At 53.6% G+C, this 20,978-nt stretch carries 19 protein-coding genes; 4 read left to right on the forward strand and 15 right to left on the reverse strand.

What is annotated here, in order from left to right:
• Positions 1–9: 9 nt before the first annotated feature.
• Entirely contained in the window at positions 10–1,080 is a 1,071-nt protein-coding gene (dadX, locus tag ACH0VJ_RS00595) for a catabolic alanine racemase DadX (RefSeq protein WP_000197902.1), read from the forward strand.
• Positions 1,081–1,141: 61 nt separating this feature from the next.
• On the opposite strand, the gene ACH0VJ_RS00600 is transcribed toward dadX, so the two are convergent.
• A complete protein-coding gene (locus ACH0VJ_RS00600; RefSeq protein WP_000338376.1) occupies positions 1,142–2,875 on the reverse strand; it encodes a potassium/proton antiporter in 1,734 nt (577 codons plus the stop codon).
• Positions 2,876–2,971: 96 nt separating this feature from the next.
• Positions 2,972–3,886 carry a muramoyltetrapeptide carboxypeptidase gene (gene ldcA, locus ACH0VJ_RS00605; protein ID WP_000051615.1) on the reverse strand — a complete coding sequence of 305 codons (915 nt, stop codon included), beginning with the start codon at positions 3,884–3,886 and terminating at the stop codon, positions 2,972–2,974.
• A 170-nt stretch (positions 3,887–4,056) separates the two neighbouring features.
• On the opposite strand from ldcA, the gene emtA reads away from it, so the two are divergent.
• On the forward strand, positions 4,057–4,668 hold the full coding sequence (emtA, locus tag ACH0VJ_RS00610) for a membrane-bound lytic murein transglycosylase EmtA (protein WP_000776975.1): 612 nt from the start codon (positions 4,057–4,059) through the stop codon (positions 4,666–4,668).
• Between the two features lie 13 nt (positions 4,669–4,681).
• Here the strand turns inward: emtA and ycgR are convergent, their stop codons facing one another.
• Entirely contained in the window at positions 4,682–5,416 is a 735-nt protein-coding gene (ycgR, locus tag ACH0VJ_RS00615) for a flagellar brake protein YcgR (protein ID WP_000017414.1), read from the reverse strand.
• A gap of 168 nt (positions 5,417–5,584) precedes the next feature.
• On the opposite strand from ycgR, the gene ACH0VJ_RS00620 reads away from it, so the two are divergent.
• On the forward strand, positions 5,585–5,839 hold the full coding sequence (locus ACH0VJ_RS00620; RefSeq protein WP_000511323.1) for a GlsB/YeaQ/YmgE family stress response membrane protein: 255 nt from the start codon (positions 5,585–5,587) through the stop codon (positions 5,837–5,839).
• Between the two features lie 62 nt (positions 5,840–5,901).
• On the opposite strand, the gene ACH0VJ_RS00625 is transcribed toward ACH0VJ_RS00620, so the two are convergent.
• From ACH0VJ_RS00625 to hyaA, 11 genes are all read right to left on the reverse strand, one after another.
• Positions 5,902–7,614 (reverse strand): alpha,alpha-trehalase, encoded by a 1,713-nt coding sequence (locus ACH0VJ_RS00625; RefSeq protein ID WP_000612824.1) that lies wholly within the window; start codon positions 7,612–7,614, stop codon positions 5,902–5,904.
• Positions 7,615–7,827: 213 nt separating this feature from the next.
• Complete coding sequence (locus tag ACH0VJ_RS00630) at positions 7,828–9,102, reverse strand: Glu/Leu/Phe/Val dehydrogenase (RefSeq protein WP_001526439.1); 1,275 nt, start codon at positions 9,100–9,102, stop codon at positions 7,828–7,830.
• A 394-nt stretch (positions 9,103–9,496) separates the two neighbouring features.
• On the reverse strand, positions 9,497–9,586 hold the full coding sequence (cbdX, locus tag ACH0VJ_RS00635) for a cytochrome bd-II oxidase subunit CbdX (RefSeq protein ID WP_000270301.1): 90 nt from the start codon (positions 9,584–9,586) through the stop codon (positions 9,497–9,499).
• 12 nt (positions 9,587–9,598) lie between these two features.
• Complete coding sequence (gene appB, locus ACH0VJ_RS00640; protein ID WP_000888117.1) at positions 9,599–10,735, reverse strand: cytochrome d ubiquinol oxidase subunit II; 1,137 nt, start codon at positions 10,733–10,735, stop codon at positions 9,599–9,601.
• An 11-nt stretch (positions 10,736–10,746) separates the two neighbouring features.
• Complete coding sequence (appC, locus tag ACH0VJ_RS00645) at positions 10,747–12,291, reverse strand: cytochrome bd-II oxidase subunit 1 (RefSeq protein WP_000263613.1); 1,545 nt, start codon at positions 12,289–12,291, stop codon at positions 10,747–10,749.
• 74 nt (positions 12,292–12,365) lie between these two features.
• Complete coding sequence (locus tag ACH0VJ_RS00650; RefSeq protein WP_000063377.1) at positions 12,366–13,214, reverse strand: hydrogenase expression/formation protein; 849 nt, start codon at positions 13,212–13,214, stop codon at positions 12,366–12,368.
• The gene (hyaE, locus tag ACH0VJ_RS00655) at positions 13,211–13,615 is read right to left on the reverse strand and encodes a hydrogenase-1 operon protein HyaE (RefSeq protein WP_001262580.1); all 405 of its coding nucleotides are present in this window, start codon (positions 13,613–13,615) and stop codon (positions 13,211–13,213) included. Before hyaE ends, ACH0VJ_RS00650 begins: the two co-directional genes overlap by 4 nt.
• Complete coding sequence (gene hyaD / locus ACH0VJ_RS00660; RefSeq protein ID WP_000993800.1) at positions 13,605–14,201, reverse strand: hydrogenase 1 maturation protease; 597 nt, start codon at positions 14,199–14,201, stop codon at positions 13,605–13,607. The genes hyaE and hyaD overlap by 11 nt, the downstream gene beginning before the upstream one ends.
• Positions 14,198–14,929, reverse strand: a complete 732-nt coding sequence (hyaC, locus tag ACH0VJ_RS00665; RefSeq protein ID WP_000147031.1) for a Ni/Fe-hydrogenase b-type cytochrome subunit — start codon at positions 14,927–14,929, stop codon at positions 14,198–14,200. The genes hyaD and hyaC overlap by 4 nt, the downstream gene beginning before the upstream one ends.
• A gap of 18 nt (positions 14,930–14,947) precedes the next feature.
• Complete coding sequence (hyaB, locus tag ACH0VJ_RS00670; RefSeq protein WP_000070982.1) at positions 14,948–16,741, reverse strand: Ni/Fe-hydrogenase large subunit; 1,794 nt, start codon at positions 16,739–16,741, stop codon at positions 14,948–14,950.
• Positions 16,738–17,856, reverse strand: coding sequence for a hydrogenase 1 small subunit (gene hyaA, locus ACH0VJ_RS00675; RefSeq protein ID WP_001058310.1), 1,119 nt, complete (start codon positions 17,854–17,856; stop codon positions 16,738–16,740). The genes hyaB and hyaA overlap by 4 nt, the downstream gene beginning before the upstream one ends.
• Before the next feature lie 494 nt (positions 17,857–18,350).
• On the opposite strand from hyaA, the gene ACH0VJ_RS00680 reads away from it, so the two are divergent.
• Entirely contained in the window at positions 18,351–19,616 is a 1,266-nt protein-coding gene (locus ACH0VJ_RS00680) for a DUF4427 domain-containing protein (protein ID WP_000794388.1), read from the forward strand.
• A gap of 158 nt (positions 19,617–19,774) precedes the next feature.
• Here ACH0VJ_RS00680 and ychF read toward each other — a convergent pair whose 3' ends face one another.
• On the reverse strand, positions 19,775–20,866 hold the full coding sequence (gene ychF, locus ACH0VJ_RS00685; protein WP_000505850.1) for a redox-regulated ATPase YchF: 1,092 nt from the start codon (positions 20,864–20,866) through the stop codon (positions 19,775–19,777).
• Positions 20,867–20,978 lie beyond the last annotated feature (112 nt).

A 20,978-nucleotide genomic window follows, 5' to 3' on the forward strand; every position in this document is an offset into this window, starting at 1 on the left:
GGAAGTGAAATGACCCGCCCTATACAGGCCAGCCTTGATTTACAGGTAATGAAACAAAATTTGGCTATTGTGCGCCGGGCGGCCCCAGAGGCGCGCGTCTGGTCGGTAGTGAAAGCCAACGCCTACGGCCACGGTATTGAACGCGTCTGGAGCGCGCTGGGCGCCACAGATGGTTTCGCTATGCTCAACCTCGAAGAGGCGATTACCCTGCGTGAGCGCGGGTGGAAAGGGCCGATATTGATGCTGGAGGGGTTTTTCCATGCGCAAGACCTGGAGGCGTATGACACTTATCGGCTGACCACCTGCATCCACAGTAACTGGCAATTGAAAGCGCTGCAAAATGCGCGGCTTAACGCGCCGCTGGATATCTATGTCAAAGTCAACAGCGGCATGAACCGACTCGGTTTTCAGCCTGAGCGGGCGCAGACCGTCTGGCAGCAATTGCGGGCAATGCGCAATGTCGGTGAAATGACCCTGATGTCACATTTTGCTCAGGCCGATCATCCGGAAGGTATCGGGGAGGCGATGAGGCGTATTGCGCTGGCGACGGAAGGCCTGCAGTGTGCGCACTCGTTATCAAATTCGGCAGCGACGCTGTGGCATCCCCAGGCGCATTATGACTGGGTCAGGCCGGGCATTATTTTGTACGGCGCGTCGCCGTCAGGACAGTGGCGGGATATTGCCGATACCGGACTAAAACCCGTGATGACGCTGAGTAGCGAAATTATTGGCGTGCAGACGCTGAGCGCGGGTGAAAGGGTAGGCTATGGCGGAGGGTATTCTGTGACTCAGGAACAACGCATTGGCATCGTCGCGGCGGGTTATGCCGATGGCTATCCACGCCATGCGCCGACCGGGACGCCTGTGCTGGTGGACGGTATCCGTACCAGAACAGTAGGCACCGTTTCAATGGATATGCTGGCGGTAGATTTGACGCCGTGTCCGCAGGCGGGAATCGGCACGCCGGTTGAATTATGGGGCAAAGAAATTAAGGTCGATGATGTCGCCTCTGCGGCAGGCACGCTGGGCTATGAGCTACTGTGCGCCGTAGCGCCGCGCGTGCCGTTTGTGACAACGTAACCTAACTCAGGCTAAGGCGTCGACCGGTCCACCGGGGGCGGGTCGACGTTGTCCGGCGACCTTATTCTGCTTCGTCTTCGGCGACGCGTACCCCAATCTTGCGTACCACGTTATCTTCTTTTTCAGCTACCGTCCAAATCATGCCGCCAAACTCCACCTGATCGCCGACGACCGGCGCAGCGCCCAGCAGTTGCTGTATGATTTCACCGAGGGTTTGTTGTTTATCCCGGTATTCCGTTCCTTCTTCCAGCCCGTAGATAAGCGCCACGTCGGCGAATTTCGCATTCGCTTCGAGGATAAAATCGCCAAAGAAACGCTGATCTAACGAAACCGGCGGCGACTGGCTAAACAATTTGCCCAGCGCTGGCAGATCGCGCTCCCGGCCAATCACGCAGAGTACGTCGCCTTCCTGCAGGCGAGTGCTACCCGTGGGGTGAAACAGTTCATTATTGCGAAATAGCGCGGCAATGCGGGTTTCGTTCGGCATATGCAGGTCGCGCAACGCCGCGCCGACGCACCATTTGTCGGCGCTCAACTGATAGATGAATTGCTCCCACGGATTATCAGGATGGATGTCAAGCCCCACGCGCGATACTGGCCAGCCAACCGGAGGCACGACCACTTTGGCTCTTTTCGCCGCCCATGACAGCGATGTTCCCTGCAGAAGCAGCGACACCAGTACCACAAAGAAAGCGACATTAAAGAACAGGCGAGCGTTTTCAAGCCCGGCCATCATCGGGAAAACGGCGAGAATAATCGGCACCGCGCCGCGCAGTCCGACCCAACTGATGAAAATGCGCTCCCGAAGATTGAAGCCGCGAAATGGCAGCAGGCCGGTAAACACCGACAGTGGGCGGGCGAAGAAAATCATCCAGATGGAGAGAATAAGCGCAGGGACGGCAATCGGCCACAGATCGGAAGGCGTCACCAGCAGCCCCAGAACCAGGAACATCGCGATCTGCGCCAGCCAGGCTAGTCCGTCAAAGTTTTGCAGGATGCCGTAACGGTTGCGAATCGGGCGGTTTCCTAACAGGAATCCGCACAAATAGACCGCGAGAATGCCGCTGCCTTCAAGCGCGGTCGTCAAAGCAAAAATCAGAATACCGCCGCTGAGCGCCAGCATCGGATACAGGCCGCTGGGCAGAGAAATACGGTTGATCATCTGCTGTAGCAGGTAACCGCCGCCCAGGCCAAAAACAATACCAAGACCGAACTGCTGGATAATATGGACGGCAAACATCCAGTCCAGGCCGGTTTCATGTTTCTGGATCATCTCAATTAATGTAATGGTCAGAAAAACGGCCATCGGGTCGTTACTTCCCGATTCGATCTCCAGCGTGGAGCCTACACGTTCGTTTAGCCCTTTGCCGCCAAGCAGAGAAAAGACCGCTGCGGCGTCAGTGGAACCGACTATCGCGCCAATGAGCAGACCTTCAATAAGATCCAGATGAAACAGCCAGGCGGCCATCATACCTGTTAACCCCGACGTGATCAGCACGCCGAGCGTTGCCAGCGACAGCGCGGGGCCCAGCGCTACCCGGAAAGAGCTGGCCTGGGTGCGCATGCCGCCATCGAGTAAAATAATCGCCAGCGCCAGGTTACTGACCATATAAGCGAAAGGATAATTATCGAAAGGAATACCGCCAATGCCATCCACACCCGCTAACATCCCAATGGCGAGGAAAATGACCAGAATCGGGATACCCAGTCGCGATGAGAATGAACTTAACAGGATACTGCTGGTTACAAGGATGGAACCTAAAATAAATAGACTAATAATTGTTGCAGCATCCAACGTTTTATATCTCCTGACTCACACGACTTCGTATTATTTAACATTAACATAATAACGGCCAGGGCAGCGTTTTACTTAGCCTGTCGGGGACTTTTTTTACAATTGCAGCGTAGGATGACCAGATAAAGTGAGTTGAGTCCCCTGGCGCGTATTTTTAAGCGTCGCGTTTGCCCCGATAGGGAGCGTCACCGTACGCTGTTCATGCCCGAAGTCGAGACCGGTAATCAGCGGAACGGACAGACGGGAACGTAAAAACGCGTAGACGCTCTCCAGAGAATAACCGGCGTCATACTCGTTGGGCGCCGCGCCGCTAAAGCTGCCGAGAACGATGGCGCTCTGGCGGTTTAAAATTCCGGCGTACTCCAGTTGCAAAAGCATACGCTCCACCCGGAAAGGGTGCTCATTGACATCTTCCAGCACTAAAATTCCTTTATCGATAGTCGGCATCCAGGGCGTACCGATAAGGGAAATCAACATCGCCAGATTTCCGCCCCATAAGGTGCCTTGTACGTCGCACTGAGGGCCGTCGCCTTGCCACTCTACGGTAAATTGCGCCTTGCGTAGCGCCAGCCAGAAATGTTGCTCGGTGAACGTATTCAGCGTTTCGGCGCCAAAATTTGCCGCCAGCATAGGACCGCTAAAGGTGATGATATTGACCTGCGCCAGGAGTCCAGCCTGAATCGCCGTAAAATCGCTATGACCGCAAATCAGTAAGGGATCGCGCTGTTGCCGGGTGGCGAGCGCCTGCCAGTCGATACGATCCAACAAGCGGCTGGCACCATAGCCGCCGCGAACCGGCATGACAATCGTATCCGGCGAAGTTAGCGAGGCCAGCGAATTAACATCGGCCAGCCGTTCCGCGTCCGTACCGGCAAAACGCTGATAGCGGCGACGAATCACCTCGTCATTCTCCACCTGATGACCCGCGTCAGTCAGGCGCTGAACGCCGCGTAACGCGGCCTGTTGGTTAATACAGTAGCCCGAGGGGGCGATTAAATGAAACAGAGACATGGTAATTCCTTGCTGACAATAGAATGCAAATGTATATCATGCCGCATATATTAGGCGATGTCCCTCGTTGTGCGACGTTTCTGGATGCACACCAGGGAGGCAACCTAAGTGCCTGGCCGGGGCGGTATGACCTCTTCGACAGATAAGTTACGGCTATAAGGATAGATGACGTGAAATTAAGATGGTTTGCTTTTTTGGTAGTAATGCTGGCTGGCTGTAGCTCAAAACAGGATTACAGGAATCCGCCGTGGAATGCCGAAGTGCCTGTAAAGCGTGCGATGCAGTGGATGCCCATCAGTGAAAAAGCCGGGGCGGCATGGGGAGTTGATCCGCATTTAATCACCGCGATTATCGCCATTGAATCCGGCGGCAACCCTAACGCGGTCAGTAAGTCCAATGCGATTGGCCTGATGCAGCTAAAGGCGTCGACCTCCGGGCGCGACGTTTACCGTCGCATGGGCTGGCGTGGCGAACCGACCACCAGCGAGCTGAAAAACCCTGAGCGTAACATCTCAATGGGCGCGGCGTATCTGAGCATTCTGGAAAATGGGCCGCTGGCCGGCATCAAAGATCCGCAGGTGATGCAATATGCGCTGGTCGTCTCTTATGCTAACGGCGCAGGCGCGTTATTGCGTACTTTTTCATCCGACAGGAAGAAGGCGATAGAAAAAATTAACGATCTGGATGCGGACGAGTTTTTTGAACATGTTGTTGATAATCATCCCGCGCCGCAGGCGCCGCGCTATATCTGGAAGCTTCAGCAGGCGCTGGACGCCATGTAGTTTAGCGTGAAGATTATTCTCGCACTTTATTCGCTCTTTCTCGGGCCTCGCGCTCAAGCGAAAAAATAATCCGCTGCAACTCCCGCTCCACCGCCGGGCTAACGTTAAGGAAACGAAAGCTCAGGCGGGGAGTGGTGATCGTTTCATTTTTCCCATCAATTACCTTACGCTCGCTGATGGCGATAAGCTGGGCGTCAACGTGAAAAATCCCCCATGGCCCCATGTTCAGTTCAACCTGCGAAAAGCGTGCGCCTTCGATTAGTCCGTCGGGGATGGCGGATTCCAGTAGCGCGCCCATGCCGCCCAGGGAAAGATCAAACAGGCGAAAACGTAACGTACGGGTGTCCGGTAGCGTGGTGACGCCGTAATAAGGCGGATACAGCGGCGCGCCAATGCGAAAATACTCCCGGCGCTGGACAAACCACAGTGATGACGGCAGGGGCGTGATAAAGGCCGGCAGCCGCTGATATTCGCCTGTAACGAGTTGCGGCAACGTGAACTCGACTTTTGCGCCCTGCGTTTCTGCGATAATGGCTACCTGCCCGGCACGTAATACGGCGCTATTTTCGTATTCCTGGCTGCCGTAATCCACGATGAGTTTTTCCGGGTCTACCGCCAAAATTTTACTGATGAATTGACCATGCGCCCATGAAATACGCAGTGGAACCTGATTTTTATTTAAATCCCGTAGCACGCCTAATATCGCTAATGGATTTTTTTTCAGGAACTGCTCATTGTAACCACTCACACGAAATAACCCCTGATACGCAGACTATCGTTGGGTTATCGGCATCGGTAGAAAGAACTTAATAGCGATAAATAAATTTTTATGTCCGCGAGATAAATCAGTGTTCAGAAATGCGACGCTCGACTTTGCCTATACTTAAAACGTTTTTACTGGAAAGAGGGTTCGCAAATGGGAATTATCGCCTGGATTGTTTTTGGTTTGATTGCCGGCGTTATCGCCAAATTGCTTATGCCGGGGCGCGATGGCGGGGGATTTATCCTGACCTGTATTCTCGGTATCGTCGGGGCGGTCGTTGGCGGATGGCTGGCGACGATGTTTGGTATTGGCGGCAGTATCAGCGGCTTTAATCTGCACAGTTTCCTGGTCGCCGTGGTGGGCGCGATCGTGGTGCTGGTGATTTTCCGCCTTCTGCGACGCGGCTAACCGCTGCAGAACGTGTAAGCGTTGACCCGGTCAGCACCGGGTCAACCTACTATAAACACGCGTTACTGCGTCGCTGCAGACGGCGTTTTTGTCGGCGTTGCGCTTAACGATGCCGGACGAGTAGACGGTACGCTATCGCACGGTTTTTCCTGCGGACAAATCAGATCGAGCATTTTCAGCGTCACGCCGTTGGTCCAGCCAAAGCCGTCCTGAAGGGGATATTCGCCGCCGCCACCGCCGGTTCCGGTGCTGCTGACATCATATTTTTCGACCAGTTTTTTCTCGCGATCGTAGGTGTGCTGCACATTGGTTAAAAAGCGCCAGGTGACTTCCATTGCCACGTCATCCTGCCCATAATTTTGCAATCCTTCGGCAGCGACCCATTGTAACGGCGCCCAGCCGTTTGGCGCATCCCATTGCTGTCCGCTTTTAACCGAGGTGGTAGCCAGCCCGCCAGGCTGTAGCAGATGCGCCTGGGCCGCCGCCGCCACTTTCGCAGCGCGATCTTTCGCGGCGGCGTTTACATAGAGCGGGAACAGCGCGGCAGCGGTGAGTTGGTCACGGATTTTATTGTTCTTCAGATCGTAGTCGGCATACCAACCCTCTTTGTTATTCCACAGATGCATTTCAATGGCTTTTTGCCGCGCGTTGGCCAGCGCGTCATAGTGCGAGGCTTTGGCCCGATCGCCCGCCGCAGCGCTGGCGCGGGCGAGGGTCTTCTCCAGCTGATACAGCAGAGCGTTAAGATCGACAGGGACAATAGTGGTGGTGCGAATGGTACTGAGCTGCTGCGGATTATCCATCCAGCGGGAGCTGAAATCCCAGCCAGAGGCGGCGGCAGAGCGGAGGTCCCGATAGATCTCCGTTGCCGGGCGGTTGGGGTTGCTTTTGGCGGTAGCGATATCTTCAACCCAGGATTCAGGGCGGGGCGTATCCCGATCGTCCCAGTAGCGGTTGAGAACGCTGCCGTCCTCCAGTTTGACGACGCGTTGGTTTTGTTGCCCTGGCTGCAATGTCTCAACGCCCTCCATCCAATAGGCGTACTCTTTTTGCAGTTGCGGCAGGTATTCTTTCAGCGCATCGTCACCTTCATGTTGCGCCAGTAACTCAACCATAAACGCAAAGAAAGGCGGCTGCGAACGACTCAGGTAGTAGGTACGGTTGCCGTTAGGAATATGCCCCCAGGCGTCAATTTCGTAACCAAAGTTCGCCACCATATCCGCCACCTTATCCCAGTGCCCGCTTTCCGCCAGCCCCAGCATCGTAAAATAGCTGTCCCAGTAGTAAATCTCTCTGAATCGCCCACCCGGTACGACATAGGATTCAGGCAACGGCAAGAGCGAGTCCCACTTTTCGACGTTTTTAGTTGAACGTGTCAGCACCGGCCACAGGCCATCAATATGTTCACGCAATGACTGCCCGGCAGGCGGGACATATTTTTCACCCGCTTTCGGCAGGGTGAAGTTAACATCAACAAAATGACGTAAATCGAAGCCGGACTGGTTCCGCTGCATACGATAATCCGCAAGAATCATGAGCGGATCGCTATTAGGTATGGCGTCAGCAAAGGTTTTCTGATCGGGGAAGAGTTTTGCATTCTGGACATCATTAAAGAGCGGGCCAAGCAAAATATCCGGCGGCTGCGGAGTTTCAGTGTCGGAAGACGGGTCTGCGGCAGTCGCCGAAAACGATGCAAACGTCAGCAGTGTCCCTGCCAGCGCCAGTTTTATGGCTTTCTGCAGTAGAACAGAACGGCGAATCTCTGGGGGTATCATCAAGTTATCTCCTTAGCGGTGAGCCAAAGCCAACGGCATTTACCATGACAAAACCTTAGTCTACGATGACCAGATACGCGTGATTGAACCGCTATTTTGCGAACAAACAGACATTTTATTGAGACAGAATTTATCGGCGCGCGCGTGGAAAACGGGGGATACAGACAAAAAATCCACGCCGGGACGTGGATTTTAGCGCAATAACTTGTAGCCTTAACCCGGATAGATACCGCGATCTTTACGGGCCAACAGAATGCGCTCACAGGCGACAATATAGGCTGCGGTGCGCAGAGAACAGGATTTCTCAGCCGCTTTCTCCCAGACATGGACAATCGCGTCGGTCATGATTTTGTCCATGCGCGCGTTGATCTCTTCTTCGCTCCAGAAGAAGCTGGCCATATCTTGTACCCATTCGAAGTAGCTGACGGTTACGCCGCCTGCGTTACAGACCACGTCAGGCACCACAAGGATACCACGGCTGGCCAGAACATCATCAGCATCCGGATAGGTCGGGCCGTTAGCCCCTTCCAGCACCAGCTTACACGTCAGGGCTTCCGCGCGCTGACGAGTTATCTGACCTTCAAGCGCCGCCGGGATCAGAATATCCATCTCCAGACGCCAGAACGCATCGCTGGCGATAGTTTCCGCGCCCGGGAAACCGGCTATCTGTTTGTGTTCTGTCTGCCATGCCGTGAGCGCCTTCATGTCAATACCGGTGGCGTTAAACAGGGTCGCGGTATGATCCTGAATCGCCACGACACGGGCGCCAGCGCCTGCAAACAGACGCGCGGCTTCGCTGCCGACGTTACCAAAACCCTGAACCGCAACGCGAGCGCCTTCAACGGCGATATTCGCCCGACGCGCGGCTTCCAGCCCGCTGACGAAAACGCCGCGCCCCGTCGCCTTTTCACGACCCAGCGAACCGCCAAGATGGATAGGCTTACCGGTGACGACGCCAGTGACCGTCGTGCCATGATTCATGGAATACGTATCCATCATCCAGGCCATCACTTTACCGTTGGTGCCGACATCCGGCGCAGGAATATCTTTCTGCGGCCCGATGATAATGCCGATCTCGCTGGTATAGCGGCGGGTCAAACGCTCCAGTTCACCTTCCGACAGCGAGAACGGATCGACGCGGATGCCGCCTTTGGCGCCGCCGTACGGCAGATTCAGCGCGGCACATTTGATGGTCATCCATGCTGACAGGGCCATCACTTCATTGAGATCAACGTCAGGATGGTAGCGAACACCGCCTTTACCCGGACCTCGGGAGAGGTTGTGCTGCACGCGATATCCTTCGAAATGACGAATAGTGCCATCATCCATTTGTACCGGAATATCGACGATCAGAGCGCGTTTTGGGTGGCGCAGAGTATCCACCCAGGGGGATAACTCGCCCAGATAAGGGGCCACACGCTCGATTTGTTGCAGGTAGGTATTCCAGGCAGATGTGCTGCTATCTGAAGCGTAAGATAACTTATCCATGATAAACCTTAGTGATAAAAGTAATATGTTCTTTAATTGACCGTGGTACATAGTAGATCACACCATGTAGCGATAAATTTAACACTTTTTTAAACAATTAACTCAGATCAAAAATGGCAGGCAGTTGGATTTTCGTTATGATTTTGGATGAGAAGTGGTTAACTATCCGCTATAAGAGGTGATATATCGCTAATTATGCAATTAATTGCTTAAATATGCGTGATATGTGCAAGGCGGCTATTTGTCATAATTATGACGCACCTCTAAAAGTAAAGATTATGATAACGACATGTATCAATGTTATGTCGTCCTGTCGGCGGGGAAACGTCTTCGCCAGGCGCGTAAAAAGATAAAAATAACCGGAGTCAGACGGCGCTGACCCCGGTTTACCTCTTTATTGTTGACGCGACTCAAGCCACACCAGCGCCAGCGTCGATAGTGAGCACATCAGCAGAATGCCGACAAACCACAGTAAATACCACATCGCTCCCGCTCCCTAATAAAGTTCATGATCGTTGCGGCGGAGGGTCTCCAGGTTGATACGCCCCAACATTTTGTAATAGCTCCACAGCGTATAGAGCAGTACGATCGGCAGAAAAATCAGCACAATCACCAGCATGATTTCGAGCGTCATCTGGCTGGAGGTGCTGTCCCACACCGTCAGGCTGGAGAGAGGACTAACATTCGACGGCATCACAAAAGGAAATAGCGTTATTCCGGCGGTAAAGATGACGCAGGCCTGGGTCAGGGAAGCGAACAGAAATCCACGAATAGTCTGACCGCGAAGGCAGGCATAGAAAGCCAGAATCGGCAGGATCATACCGAGCAACGGGATGATGAGCAGTAGCGGCGAGCGTATAAAGTGGTTCATCCATGCGCCAGGGAGTATCGCCACGCCTTTTAAGAGCGGATTGGAAGGGCCGTTGGCATCCTGCGTGAGTAAGACAAAGCCATCAACGCCGGCCCACAGCCAGTAACCGGCCAGCAGGAAGCAGATCACGATCAGCAGCGCGCTGTGGCGGGTGGCCGACAGAGCCCGTTGACGAATAACGCCCTCCGTTTTCAACTGTAACCAGACGCCTCCTTGCATAATCACCAACGACAGACTCAATAATCCACACAGTAGGGCAAAGGGCGAGAGTAACTGCCAGAAGGTGCCAAAATAGTTAACATGAAGCTGCGGCGTGAAGGCAAACGGCACGCCTAAAAACAGGTTGCCGAACGCGATGCCGAATACGACTGGGGGAACCAGGCTGCCGATAACCAGACCGGTATCCCACAGCGCGCGCCAGCGGGCATTGGCGATTTTTCCCCGATAATCAAAGGCCAGCGGGCGAAAGAAGAGGGCACACAGCACCAGGATCATCGCCACATAAAAACCGGAAAACGCGGCGGCATAGACCCGTGGCCAGGCGGCGAATAATGCCCCGCCCGCGAGGATCAACCATACCTGGTTTCCTTCCCAGTGGGCGCCGACGCTATTGATCAACACCCGGCGTTCGTCATCGTTACGCGCTATCAGCGGGAGCAGGCAACCGACCCCCATATCAAACCCGTCAGTTACCATAAATGCCACCAGGATGACGCCGATCAGCAGCCACCAAATGAACCGCAACGTTTCATAATCCAACATGATTGTCTCCTTTATCCCTGTTGTTGCGCTTGTTGTTGATGTTGCATGGCGCTCGGCCCAAGACGCGCGTACTTCTGCATCAGATAGACTTCCGCGATTAAAAACAGGGTGTAAAGTCCGAGGATAAGCCCCATTGAGAAGGCCAACTGGCCCGGCGTCAGCGCGGAGTGAGCGTACCAGGTCGGCAGAATGTCCTGAATCGCCCAGGGCTGACGGCCAAACTCCGTCATAAACCAACCGGCTTCAATGGCAATCCACGGTAACGGCAGGCTCCAGAGCGTCATACGCAATACCCAGCGATGCTGGTCGATACGCATTCGCAGCGTCTGTATCAACGCAATCAACATCACCACTAACAGCAGCGAACCGCAGCCGACCATAATACGGAAACTCCAGAACACCGGCGCCACCTGAGGAATAGCGCCACGCTGGGCCGCACGATACTGCTCCGGCGTCACATGGTTCATATCCGGGGCATATTTCGCCAGCAGAATGCCGTACCCCAGATCGCCCTCAACGGCGTGAAACGCATTCAGTACCTGCGGCGAGCGATTGCCTTGCGCTATCTCCTGCATGAGTAGCCAGGCCTCCCGGCCACGCTTCAGGCGCGGCAGAGCGTCGTCCATCAGGTTTTTTAACCCCGGAACCGGCGTATCCAGCGAATGGGTGGCCAGAATACCCAGCAGAGCAGGGATCTTCACGGCAAACGCATTACGCTCCTGTTCCTGCTGCGGCCAGGCAATCAGATGAAACGGCGCGGGCGCGGGTTCGGTTTGCCATTCGCCTTCCATCGCCGCCAGTTTCACCGGCTGAATTTGGGCGACCTCGTAGGCCGAACTGTCGCCCAGTTGCAGGGTTCCCAGAATGGCCAGGGTGCCGAATACTGAGCCGATAGCAAACGAGCGCAAGGCCACCTCACGCTCGCGGCCACGTAGCAGATACCAGGCGCTGATAGACATAATAAACATGGCGCCGGTGACATAACCGGACATGACGGTATGGACGAATTTCACCTGGCTCACCGGGTTAAAGACCAGATCGCTGAAGCTGCTCATTTCCATCCGTAACGTATCGATGTTGAAATGAGCGCCGGTAGGATACTGCATCCAGCCATTGGCATTCAGAATCCATAATGCTGAAATATTGGAGCCGAAGGCCACCAGCCAGGTGACCAGCAGGTGTTGGTATTTATTCAGCCGCTGCCAGCCGAAAAAGAACAGGCCGACAAAAGTGGATTCGAGAAAGAAGGCCAGTAACGCTTCCATCGCCAGCGGCGCGCCGAAAATATCGCCCACATAGTTGGAATAGAGCGACCAGTTAGTCCCGAACTGAAACTCCATAGTCAGGCCGGTAGCCACACCGAGAGCAAAATTGATCCCGAAGAGCTTGCCCCAGAAACGCGTCATATCGCGGTAGACGGTTTTCCCCGTCACCACATAGATCGTCTCCATGACGGCCAGCAAAAAAATCAGCCCAAGCGTAAGAGGAACAAATAAAAAGTGATACAGCGCGGTCAGCGCAAACTGCCAGCGCGATAAGTCAATGACATCCCACATGCTAACTCCTGTAGGCAGAAAGAGAGTAAAAAGCTAATCAGTACCGGACACCGGTGACGTTCCTGTTGAGAGCGCTAGCGCGTCTCCAGCCATCGGCAGACTTCATCCAGGCGCTGGCGCGAATCGGCCAGATCTTCCGGGGCCGCCAGTACCAGCTCCGGCAAAGGACAAATCTCATAGCTATCGAGCAACGGCCCTTTAAGGGCGTCCAGACAGCGCACATGCCAGAGATGGCGCAATGCTGTGGCGTTGATTTGGCTTTCGCCATACCCGGAGATGCGAATCTGGATGTTCCCGTGTCCGCATAAACGTGCCAGAAAAAGACGATCGGCCTCGCTGAGCGGCAGTTGGGTCAAATTGATGCTGTGAGGTTGCAACGCCGGATCGCGTACGTGCGCCAATAATTCATGGGCCAGCGGCAGTCCATTCATCAGGCCAGCGACAGGCGGAGGCAGTAGAGAGTCGTCAGGCAGCGTATCGGCGGTAGCCGCTTGCCATAATGTCAGGGGCGCGCTACCTGCTTCCAGACGATCCGTCAGCAGACGTCGGTTATGCAGATGGCGTACCCGCCACAGGCCGCAGAAGATGGTCTCCTGGATCTCGCTTTCACTCCCGTCCGGATGCTGAATGCGTACCGAGACCTCGCCTTCGCCCAATAGCGTATTGAGGAATGAGAGATCATCGGCATTCAGGGGAGATAACTCCCATCCCAGCACGTCGCCGACTTCCGGGATGCGCCGGGCAAGCTGACCTCGCAGATCGGTCAACAATGCCATCACCGCCGGGCTGTGAGCGCAGCGCTCCAGCGCCGCCATACTTGGGTCGCCATTGACCTGACAGGTGAGCGGTAAGGGATTCATCGAGAAACTAGCGTCATCAGGCTGCGTACCTGGCCCCAGCAGATGAAAAAAGGCGTTGCTCATTGTACTGTCTCCTGCGCTGCGGGAGTGTCAACCATCGAACGCATCAGCGTGAGCAGTTCAGCCCAGGGATGAATGCCGCTGAGCGCGCCGCGTAGCTCGCCGTCTGTAAAAACCAACGTCGCCGGAAATCGACGAACATTAAAGCGATCGCCGATAGCTTCGCTTTGTTCAAGGTCGGCCACCGCCACCTGCCAGTCAAACTGCGGGAACTCACGCAGGAGTTCGGCAATCATCACCGGGTTATCGCTGACTTCCGGCGTACGCCGCGGATCGCTACTTAACAGGATGACGCCATCTCCAACCCGTTTGATCCAGTCGTCTACCGTGGAAGCCTCTACCGGTTGCCATCCACGGGTTAACAGGCGTTGCCATAGCGCAGAGAACGGGGTGTCATTCGCCACTTCTTTTGCCCTCCAGACGTGTCTGATACTGACGTATGCGCACTCCCTCATAATTTTCCATCGACAGGCATTTATAGTTCAGGCAGCGTGCGACCTCGTTTGCCTGCGGTACGATCCCCCAGGCGGCCAGTTGCGCCAGGGCGGCCAGTTCCGCCGCCGGTAGCTGGCCGCGAGCTATTTCGCTCAGGCTACCGCCGTAGTCGTCCAGTAGCGCCGGTTGCAGGCCGACCAGCGCTATGTGACAGGGCAGATGCCCGCGGATGTCGGCCAGCGCCAGAACTTCGGAAAAACTGTTTTGATGCAGGCTCATTTTTTTGGCGCTGAGATACGCGGGGATTTTCTCGCCGGCATAGGTTCGCAGGCTGCCCGGCGCTAGGCCGTAATCGATCGCGTCAAGGAGCAGGAGATGGCTGGCTTGCTCAACATAACCTAACAGGTTTAGCCCTTGCGTACCGCCGTCCACAATTTCTACCTCTTCAGGCCAGTGATATCGGGCATACAAACGCTCCGCGACCCGGATACCGAATCCTTCATCGGCCCACAACAGGTTTCCTAATCCCATCACCACTACGCGTTGCGCATTCATGAGGGCTCCTTGTCGTGCGGTTTGGGGAATTTGTGGCTGCGATAGCCATTGATCATGGTGGAGATCACCGTATCGTCGGACATAATGTCTTCCCGGATAGCGAGGTAAACGTGCCCGACGATGAAGGCGGCGATCAGCCACATGCCCAGTCGGTGCCAACTGTGAATATCGATGGAGTTGCCGCCGGTCCAGTAGAAAAATTCAACCACATAGCGGAACGGCGCAAAGATAGCGTACTGGCTATGCTCGCCAAACAGAGCGAAACCGGTGAGGATCATAAATACCGATAACAGGAAATAGCCGAACATCGCGGCCTGCGCGACAGGGTTATGTCCGATGTCGCTCCCCGGTTTTTTCTCCAGAAACAGATACCAGCGGACCACGGAAAAAGCGCCTTGCCACCAACTGCGACGCCAGACCGGGACGATAAACAGCTCTCGCGAATAGCGGTTGCCGACACAGGCCCAATAAATCCGCCCCAGCAGTAACACGGTAAAGATCATCGCGGCGGCAAAGTGGATCAGCCGGATATAGCCCATGTAAAACAGATAGGTCGCCTCGCCACTCACAGACGGCAAGGGCCGGCCAATGAAGTAGCCTGTTACCATCAGTACCAACATGCAGGCCACCGTTAGCCAGTGCCACAGGCGTACCGGCGCTTCAAACACATAGTGGCTGACGGCAGTATCACGCGCCTCCCCGACGCGTGGAGATAGCTTTCCAGTCATCGTTCTTTTCCTTAACGCTTAGCGTACCTGGACGGCAATCAGTTCGCTGCCGTCGTCGCCGAGCACGTGGGTTGAACAGGCGAGGCAGGGGTCGAAGCTGTGCAGCGTCCTCAGGATTTCTAACGGTTGGTCGGGAATCGCCATTTGCGTTCCCATCAATGCCGCTTCATAGGCGCCGATCTGTTTTTTAGGATCGCGCGGGCTGGCGTTCCAGGTGGTGGGAACCACGCACTGATAGAGTTCAATCTTCTGATCGCGTATTGACGCCCAGTGTCCCAACGCTCCGCGAGGCGCTTCGGTAAAACCGATGCCGCGGCAGTGCTGCGGCCAACTGGCCGGTTCCCATTTCTCGGTATTGGCGGTGGCCAGGTCGCCGTTTTTCAGGTTGGTCATAAGCCTGTCGAAAAAATACTGCAGCTTACCGACGGCCCATTGCGCTTCGTGCGCGCGGCATAAAATACGGCCAAGCGTAGACTGGATACCGGAGAGCGGCAGTTTAAGGGCGGACATCATGCGATCTACTGACTCTATGGTGGCGGCGTCCCCTTTGTGGTACGCGATAAGCGTTCGGGCAAGCGGGCCGACTTCCATGGCATGACCCCGCCAGCGCGGCGCTTTAATCCAGGAGTAACGTTCCTGCTCGTTGAGCTGCTGGATATGCGTATCGCTGCCTTTGACATCACCCGGGTTGTACCAGGGATCGGTAATGCCATCAAAAGGATGACGCCCCAGCCGATCGTCCGGATAGCGGTACCAGGCGTGATCCACAAACTCCTGTATCTGCTGCGGATCGGCCAAATCTACCGGCATGACATTTTTAAAGTCGCCATTGACCACCGCGCCGCCCGGCATTAACAGGCTTTGCTGGCTGAAGTCGTTGGCAATGTCCGGAAATGCGCCGTAGCTCAGCACGCATTTATCCGACAGACCGGTGCCAATTTGACTCCATGCTTTATTGAACTGGCCGATAGCCAGCGCGTCCGGAACCATCACGTTGTTAATGAAGTCGGCGGTGCGGGTGATGATCGACTGCACCAGGTTGAGGCGCTCCATATTGATAGCCCCAACCGCGCCGCTTTGATCGAGATTGATCGCGCACGGCATTCCGCCGACGATCCAGTTAGGATGGGGGTTCTTACCGCCAAATATGGTATGGATTTTGACGATCTCGCGCTGGAAGTCGAGGGCTTCAAGATAGTGGGCAAACCCCATCAGATTAGCCTCTGGCGACAGTTTGTACTGTGGATGTCCCCAATAGCCGTTACGGAATATCCCAAGCTGGCCGCCATCGACAAATTTCTTTAATCGATTTTGTACGTCAAAGAAGTAGCCCGGCGATGACATCGGCCAGGCGGAAAGGCTTTGCGCCAACTGCGAGGTGGCGCGCGGATCGGCTTTCAGCGCATTCAGAACATCAATCCAGTCCATACCGGCTAACTGATAAAAATGGACCAGATGATCGTGACACCACAACGTAGCCAGCATGATGTTACGTATAATATTGGCGTTATCCGGCACCTGGATACCAATCGCATCTTCGATAGCGTACACCGATGCCAGAGCATGTACCCCGGTACAGACACCACAAATACGTTCAACAAACGCCCAGGCGTCACGCGGGTCACGGCCTTGCAGAATGATCTCCAGCCCGCGGAACATTGTGCCGCAGGAAACGGCATTGGTAATGACGTTTTGCTCATCAATGTTCACTTCGCAGCGCATATGCCCTTCGATGCGGGTAATCGGGTCCACGATCAGACGACGGCCGGCGTCGTTAACGGTATAACCCTGGGTTTGATACTGGTTACTCATGCCTGTTTATCCTCATTGTCCGGCTGTGGTTCGGCTTGCGCTAACTGCTGTTTGTGGCGTTTACGTTGGTTGAGCGCGCTGGCGATAGCGTGACCGCCAACGCCCGCCGCGACCACGCCCAGCGCGGTCAGCCCCACCGTATCGGCGGTTGAATGGGTACCCATCTGGGGAATATCCACCACGCGGCTATAAAACGAGCCGCGATCCCAGAAACCATTTTCTGAACATCCCAGACATCCGTGACCGGACTGGATAGGAAAGGAGACGCCGTCATTCCAGCGAGTGGAGGAGCAGGCGTTATAGGTGGTTGGCCCTTTACAGCCCATCTTGTACAGACAGTATCCCTTGCGGGCGGCATCATCATCCCAGCTCTCGACAAATTCACCGGCGTCAAAATGGGCGCGGCGGTAGCATTTATCGTGGATACGCTGACCATAGAACATCAGTGGACGGCCCATGCGATCGAGTTCCGGCAGACGATCAAACGTCACCATATAGGTGATAATGGCGCTCATGACATCCGGGATTGGCGGACATCCAGGGACTTTCACGATCGGCTTGTCGGTGATCACTTTATCGATAGGCGTTGCCTGGGTTGGATTGGGGCGGGCGGCCTGGACGCAACCCCAGGAGGCGCAGTTTCCCCAGGCGATAATAGCGCTGGCGCCTGCGGCGGCTTTCTTCAGTTTTTCAATAAACGGGCGGCCGCCGCTGATACAGAACATTCCTTGCTCTCCTAACGGCGGATTGCCTTCCACCGCCAGAATGTATTTCCCGGCGTAGCGAGTGGTAATATCGTCAAAGACTTCTTCGGCCTGTGCGCCGGCGGCGGCCATCAGGGTGTCGTCATAATCAAGGGAAATCAGCGAGAGGATCACATCTTTGGCTAGCGGGTGCGAGGAACGGATAAAGGATTCGGTACAGCAGGTGCATTCCAGTCCATGAATCCAGACCACCGGAATCCGCGGTTTATTCTCCAGCGCCCAGGCGATCTTTGGCGTCATTCCGGCGCCCAGTCCCAGCGATGTGGCGGCAAGGCTACAGAATTTGAGAAAGCTGCGTCGGGTCACTCCCTTACGACGCATGGCTTGATAAAAGGTCTCCTCGTTATTCATAACGCGTATTTTTTCTCCTTTTTGCACCACGCTCCGCCAGGGGCATAAGGCGCTTTTGCGGGTCCGTTGACGTTCCGCCAGCAAGGTAAATCATTGTGTTACGCGCGAGCGCGGAAACGAGCCCGATTCACTTTGCACCGGCGTATACCGCCAGAAATAATGTGAAAAAAGCGTATCGGATTAACGATAAGAAACAATGTGAAGTGTGTGGGTATAGCTTATAGCGGTATATTTATACCCATTATCGGTTTTTCGGCGAAAGGGCCGTGGCGGGGAAGGGCGGTTGAGCTTGTTCCAGGATGAGGTTTTTAGCGAGCCACCTCGGGTAGATTTAGCCTGGTCTCGCTATTTCAGGGATACGTAAGTTGATGCAAAGGGAGGGAGGGTTTGAGGTCATCGTTAAAAGAAGCATACTTCGTGATGATTTTTATATAAAATAGTGGTGCTGGTTTTAAAGGAATGCAAAAAAGAGACTGTTTGAAAGAGGGCGTCCCATGAAAAATAACATCAGATTTGACTTATCCGATTATTTGATTCATTTTTTTCGGGACGTTAATTTAGAGACCGGTAGCCATATTTATTTGCCTGAGCACTGTGGTTTTAATAATCAGCACCACGCATGTTTCATTGATGCTAAATATTTACTTCGATTATCTTTACGCAGTCATAAAATTTTCTCGTCCTGGTCATACCGAAATGGGCAACGAACCGTATATGGTGACTCCCCGGTGGTATGCTTTACAGATATGCCGATTGCAGCTTATTTAGAGACTGGTGTTCGCCGATTAGAACGAAATGAAAAAATCGGTTTATATGCAATCGTTTTACCTAAAGAGCAAATGTTTAATTATGGGGCAAGGCCAGTCATATATGGGTTGGATCAGCATAACAATGCTCGATGCTCGCAAGGCAGAAACGGGGAACGTATTCTTGATGAAACGGCTCTTCCTTTGATTGAACAATATAGATATGTTACTTATGTTCCAGGTAAGATTGACTGGACACATGAACGTGAATGGCGATGGCCATATCGTGGCGATATTAATAATTTCCTTAATCATATTAAAGAGTATGGTATTCCGGAAAACATTGAAAGTACCCCAGGATTTGATTTTAGATCAAGCGAAATAAGTGGTGCGGGGATAATCGTCCCGTTTGCAGAAGATATCCCTACCGTAGCTCACGATATTTTAACTTTAATTGACCGGGGTGTCATTGGAAGAAATACTTTCAAATTCATTATAGCTGTAGAGAGTTTACAATCATGGACCCAGCTCTCGGAACCGGGTGCGTTACTGTCCTGTATTAATGACAATACTTTCGAATTTGAATCTTTTTTTGATTTATCTGCATCTAAAGTAAAAAATTATGCTGACTCTATCAATGATTATGTAAGTGAATTATATTCAAAAAAAGATTTTTTAAATGATAGTTATGCAATGGAATTTGGAAATGCCTGGGTCTGGATTCATGATAACCAATCCCAGGTGGTACGGGCGTTACTGCAGGCTGGAATGATCAAGGTTAATAAAGAAGGGCGGTACTTATTAGATGTTAATTTGGCTTCTGTCGATTGGCCATTAAGAAGAAAAGAGGCTTTCGCAAGTCATGTTGCGGGATGGCTCAAACATCGTTTTGATATCGAAGCGGGAAGGTATTCCGTTCGGGGAAAAGATGATTATGATGCGATCCCAAGTTATGAGACGCCGCTAAAGGATCAGCATCCTTTTTATAACCATACAGTGAATGTCGACTGGTAATTAAGAAAAGAACTTACCCTGTTAGCTCTGCGTTAATTGAGCCTGTCAGTATGAGTTGAGATATTATGAAATAAAAAATCCACGCGGCTGCGTGGATTTTATGACTTTCTTTGCCTCTTATGAGATTCAGCAAAACCTCACGAGACAACAAATTTTATTTAGACGTTGAACAGGAAGTTCATTATATCGCCATCTTTAACGATATAATCTTTGCCTTCCGCTCGCATCTTACCGGCTTCTTTCGCGCCTTGTTCACCTTTATAGGTAATAAAGTCGTCAAAAGCGATAGTTTGGGCGCGGATAAAGCCTTTTTCGAAGTCGGTATGGATTTTACCTGCTGCCTGCGGCGCGGTTGCGCCAACCGGAATAGTCCATGCGCGAACCTCTTTCACCCCGGCGGTGAAGTAGGTCTGGAGGTTCAGCAGGCGATAACCAGCGCGAATAACGCGGTTCAGCCCCGGCTCTTCCAGACCCAGTTCAGCCATAAATTCGTCGCGCTCGTCATCATCCAGCTCAGCAATATCAGCTTCGACGGCGGCACACACCGGAACCACGACCGAACCTTCTTTGGCGGCGATTTCGCGAACCTGGTCCAGATACGGGTTATTTTCAAAACCGTCTTCATTGACGTTAGCGATATACATTGTCGGCTTCAGCGTCAGGAAGCTTAAATAACGGATAGCCGCTTTATCTTCGTCCGTCAGGTCCAGCGAACGCAGCATCCCCGCTTCGGCCAGGTGCGGCAGGCATTTTTCCAGCGCGGCCAGTTCCGCTTTGGCGTCTTTATCGCCGCCTTTGGCTTTCTTCTGTACGCGATGGATAGCGCGCTCGCAGGTATCGAGGTCAGCCAGCGCCAGTTCGGTATTGATAACATCAATATCTTCTGCCGGGTTTACTTTACCCGCCACATGGATGATATTGTCGTTCTCAAAGCAGCGAACCACGTGACCGATAGCTTCAGTTTCACGGATATTGGTCAGGAACTGGTTACCCAACCCTTCGCCTTTGGACGCGCCTTTTACCAGACCGGCGATATCCACGAACTCCATCGTGGTTGGTAGAATGCGTTGCGGTTTAACAATCTCAGCCAACTGGTCCAGACGCGGATCGGGCATCGGCACGACACCGGTATTCGGTTCGATAGTGCAGAACGGAAAGTTTGCCGCTTCAATACCGGCTTTTGTCAGCGCGTTGAACAGGGTGGATTTCCCGACGTTGGGCAGACCGACGATACCGCATTTGAATCCCATGATTTAACTCACCTTAATATCTTAATAATCAACCTGTTATAGAAAACAGATTGCAGAAATGGAAATAACTTCGCCTATTATACACGGCGTGCGGCAAAAATGCCGCACATCA

It is taken from the genome of Salmonella sp. 2020_1459, assembly GCF_043847915.1.
Taxonomy (GTDB): Bacteria; Pseudomonadota; Gammaproteobacteria; order Enterobacterales; family Enterobacteriaceae; genus Salmonella; species Salmonella enterica.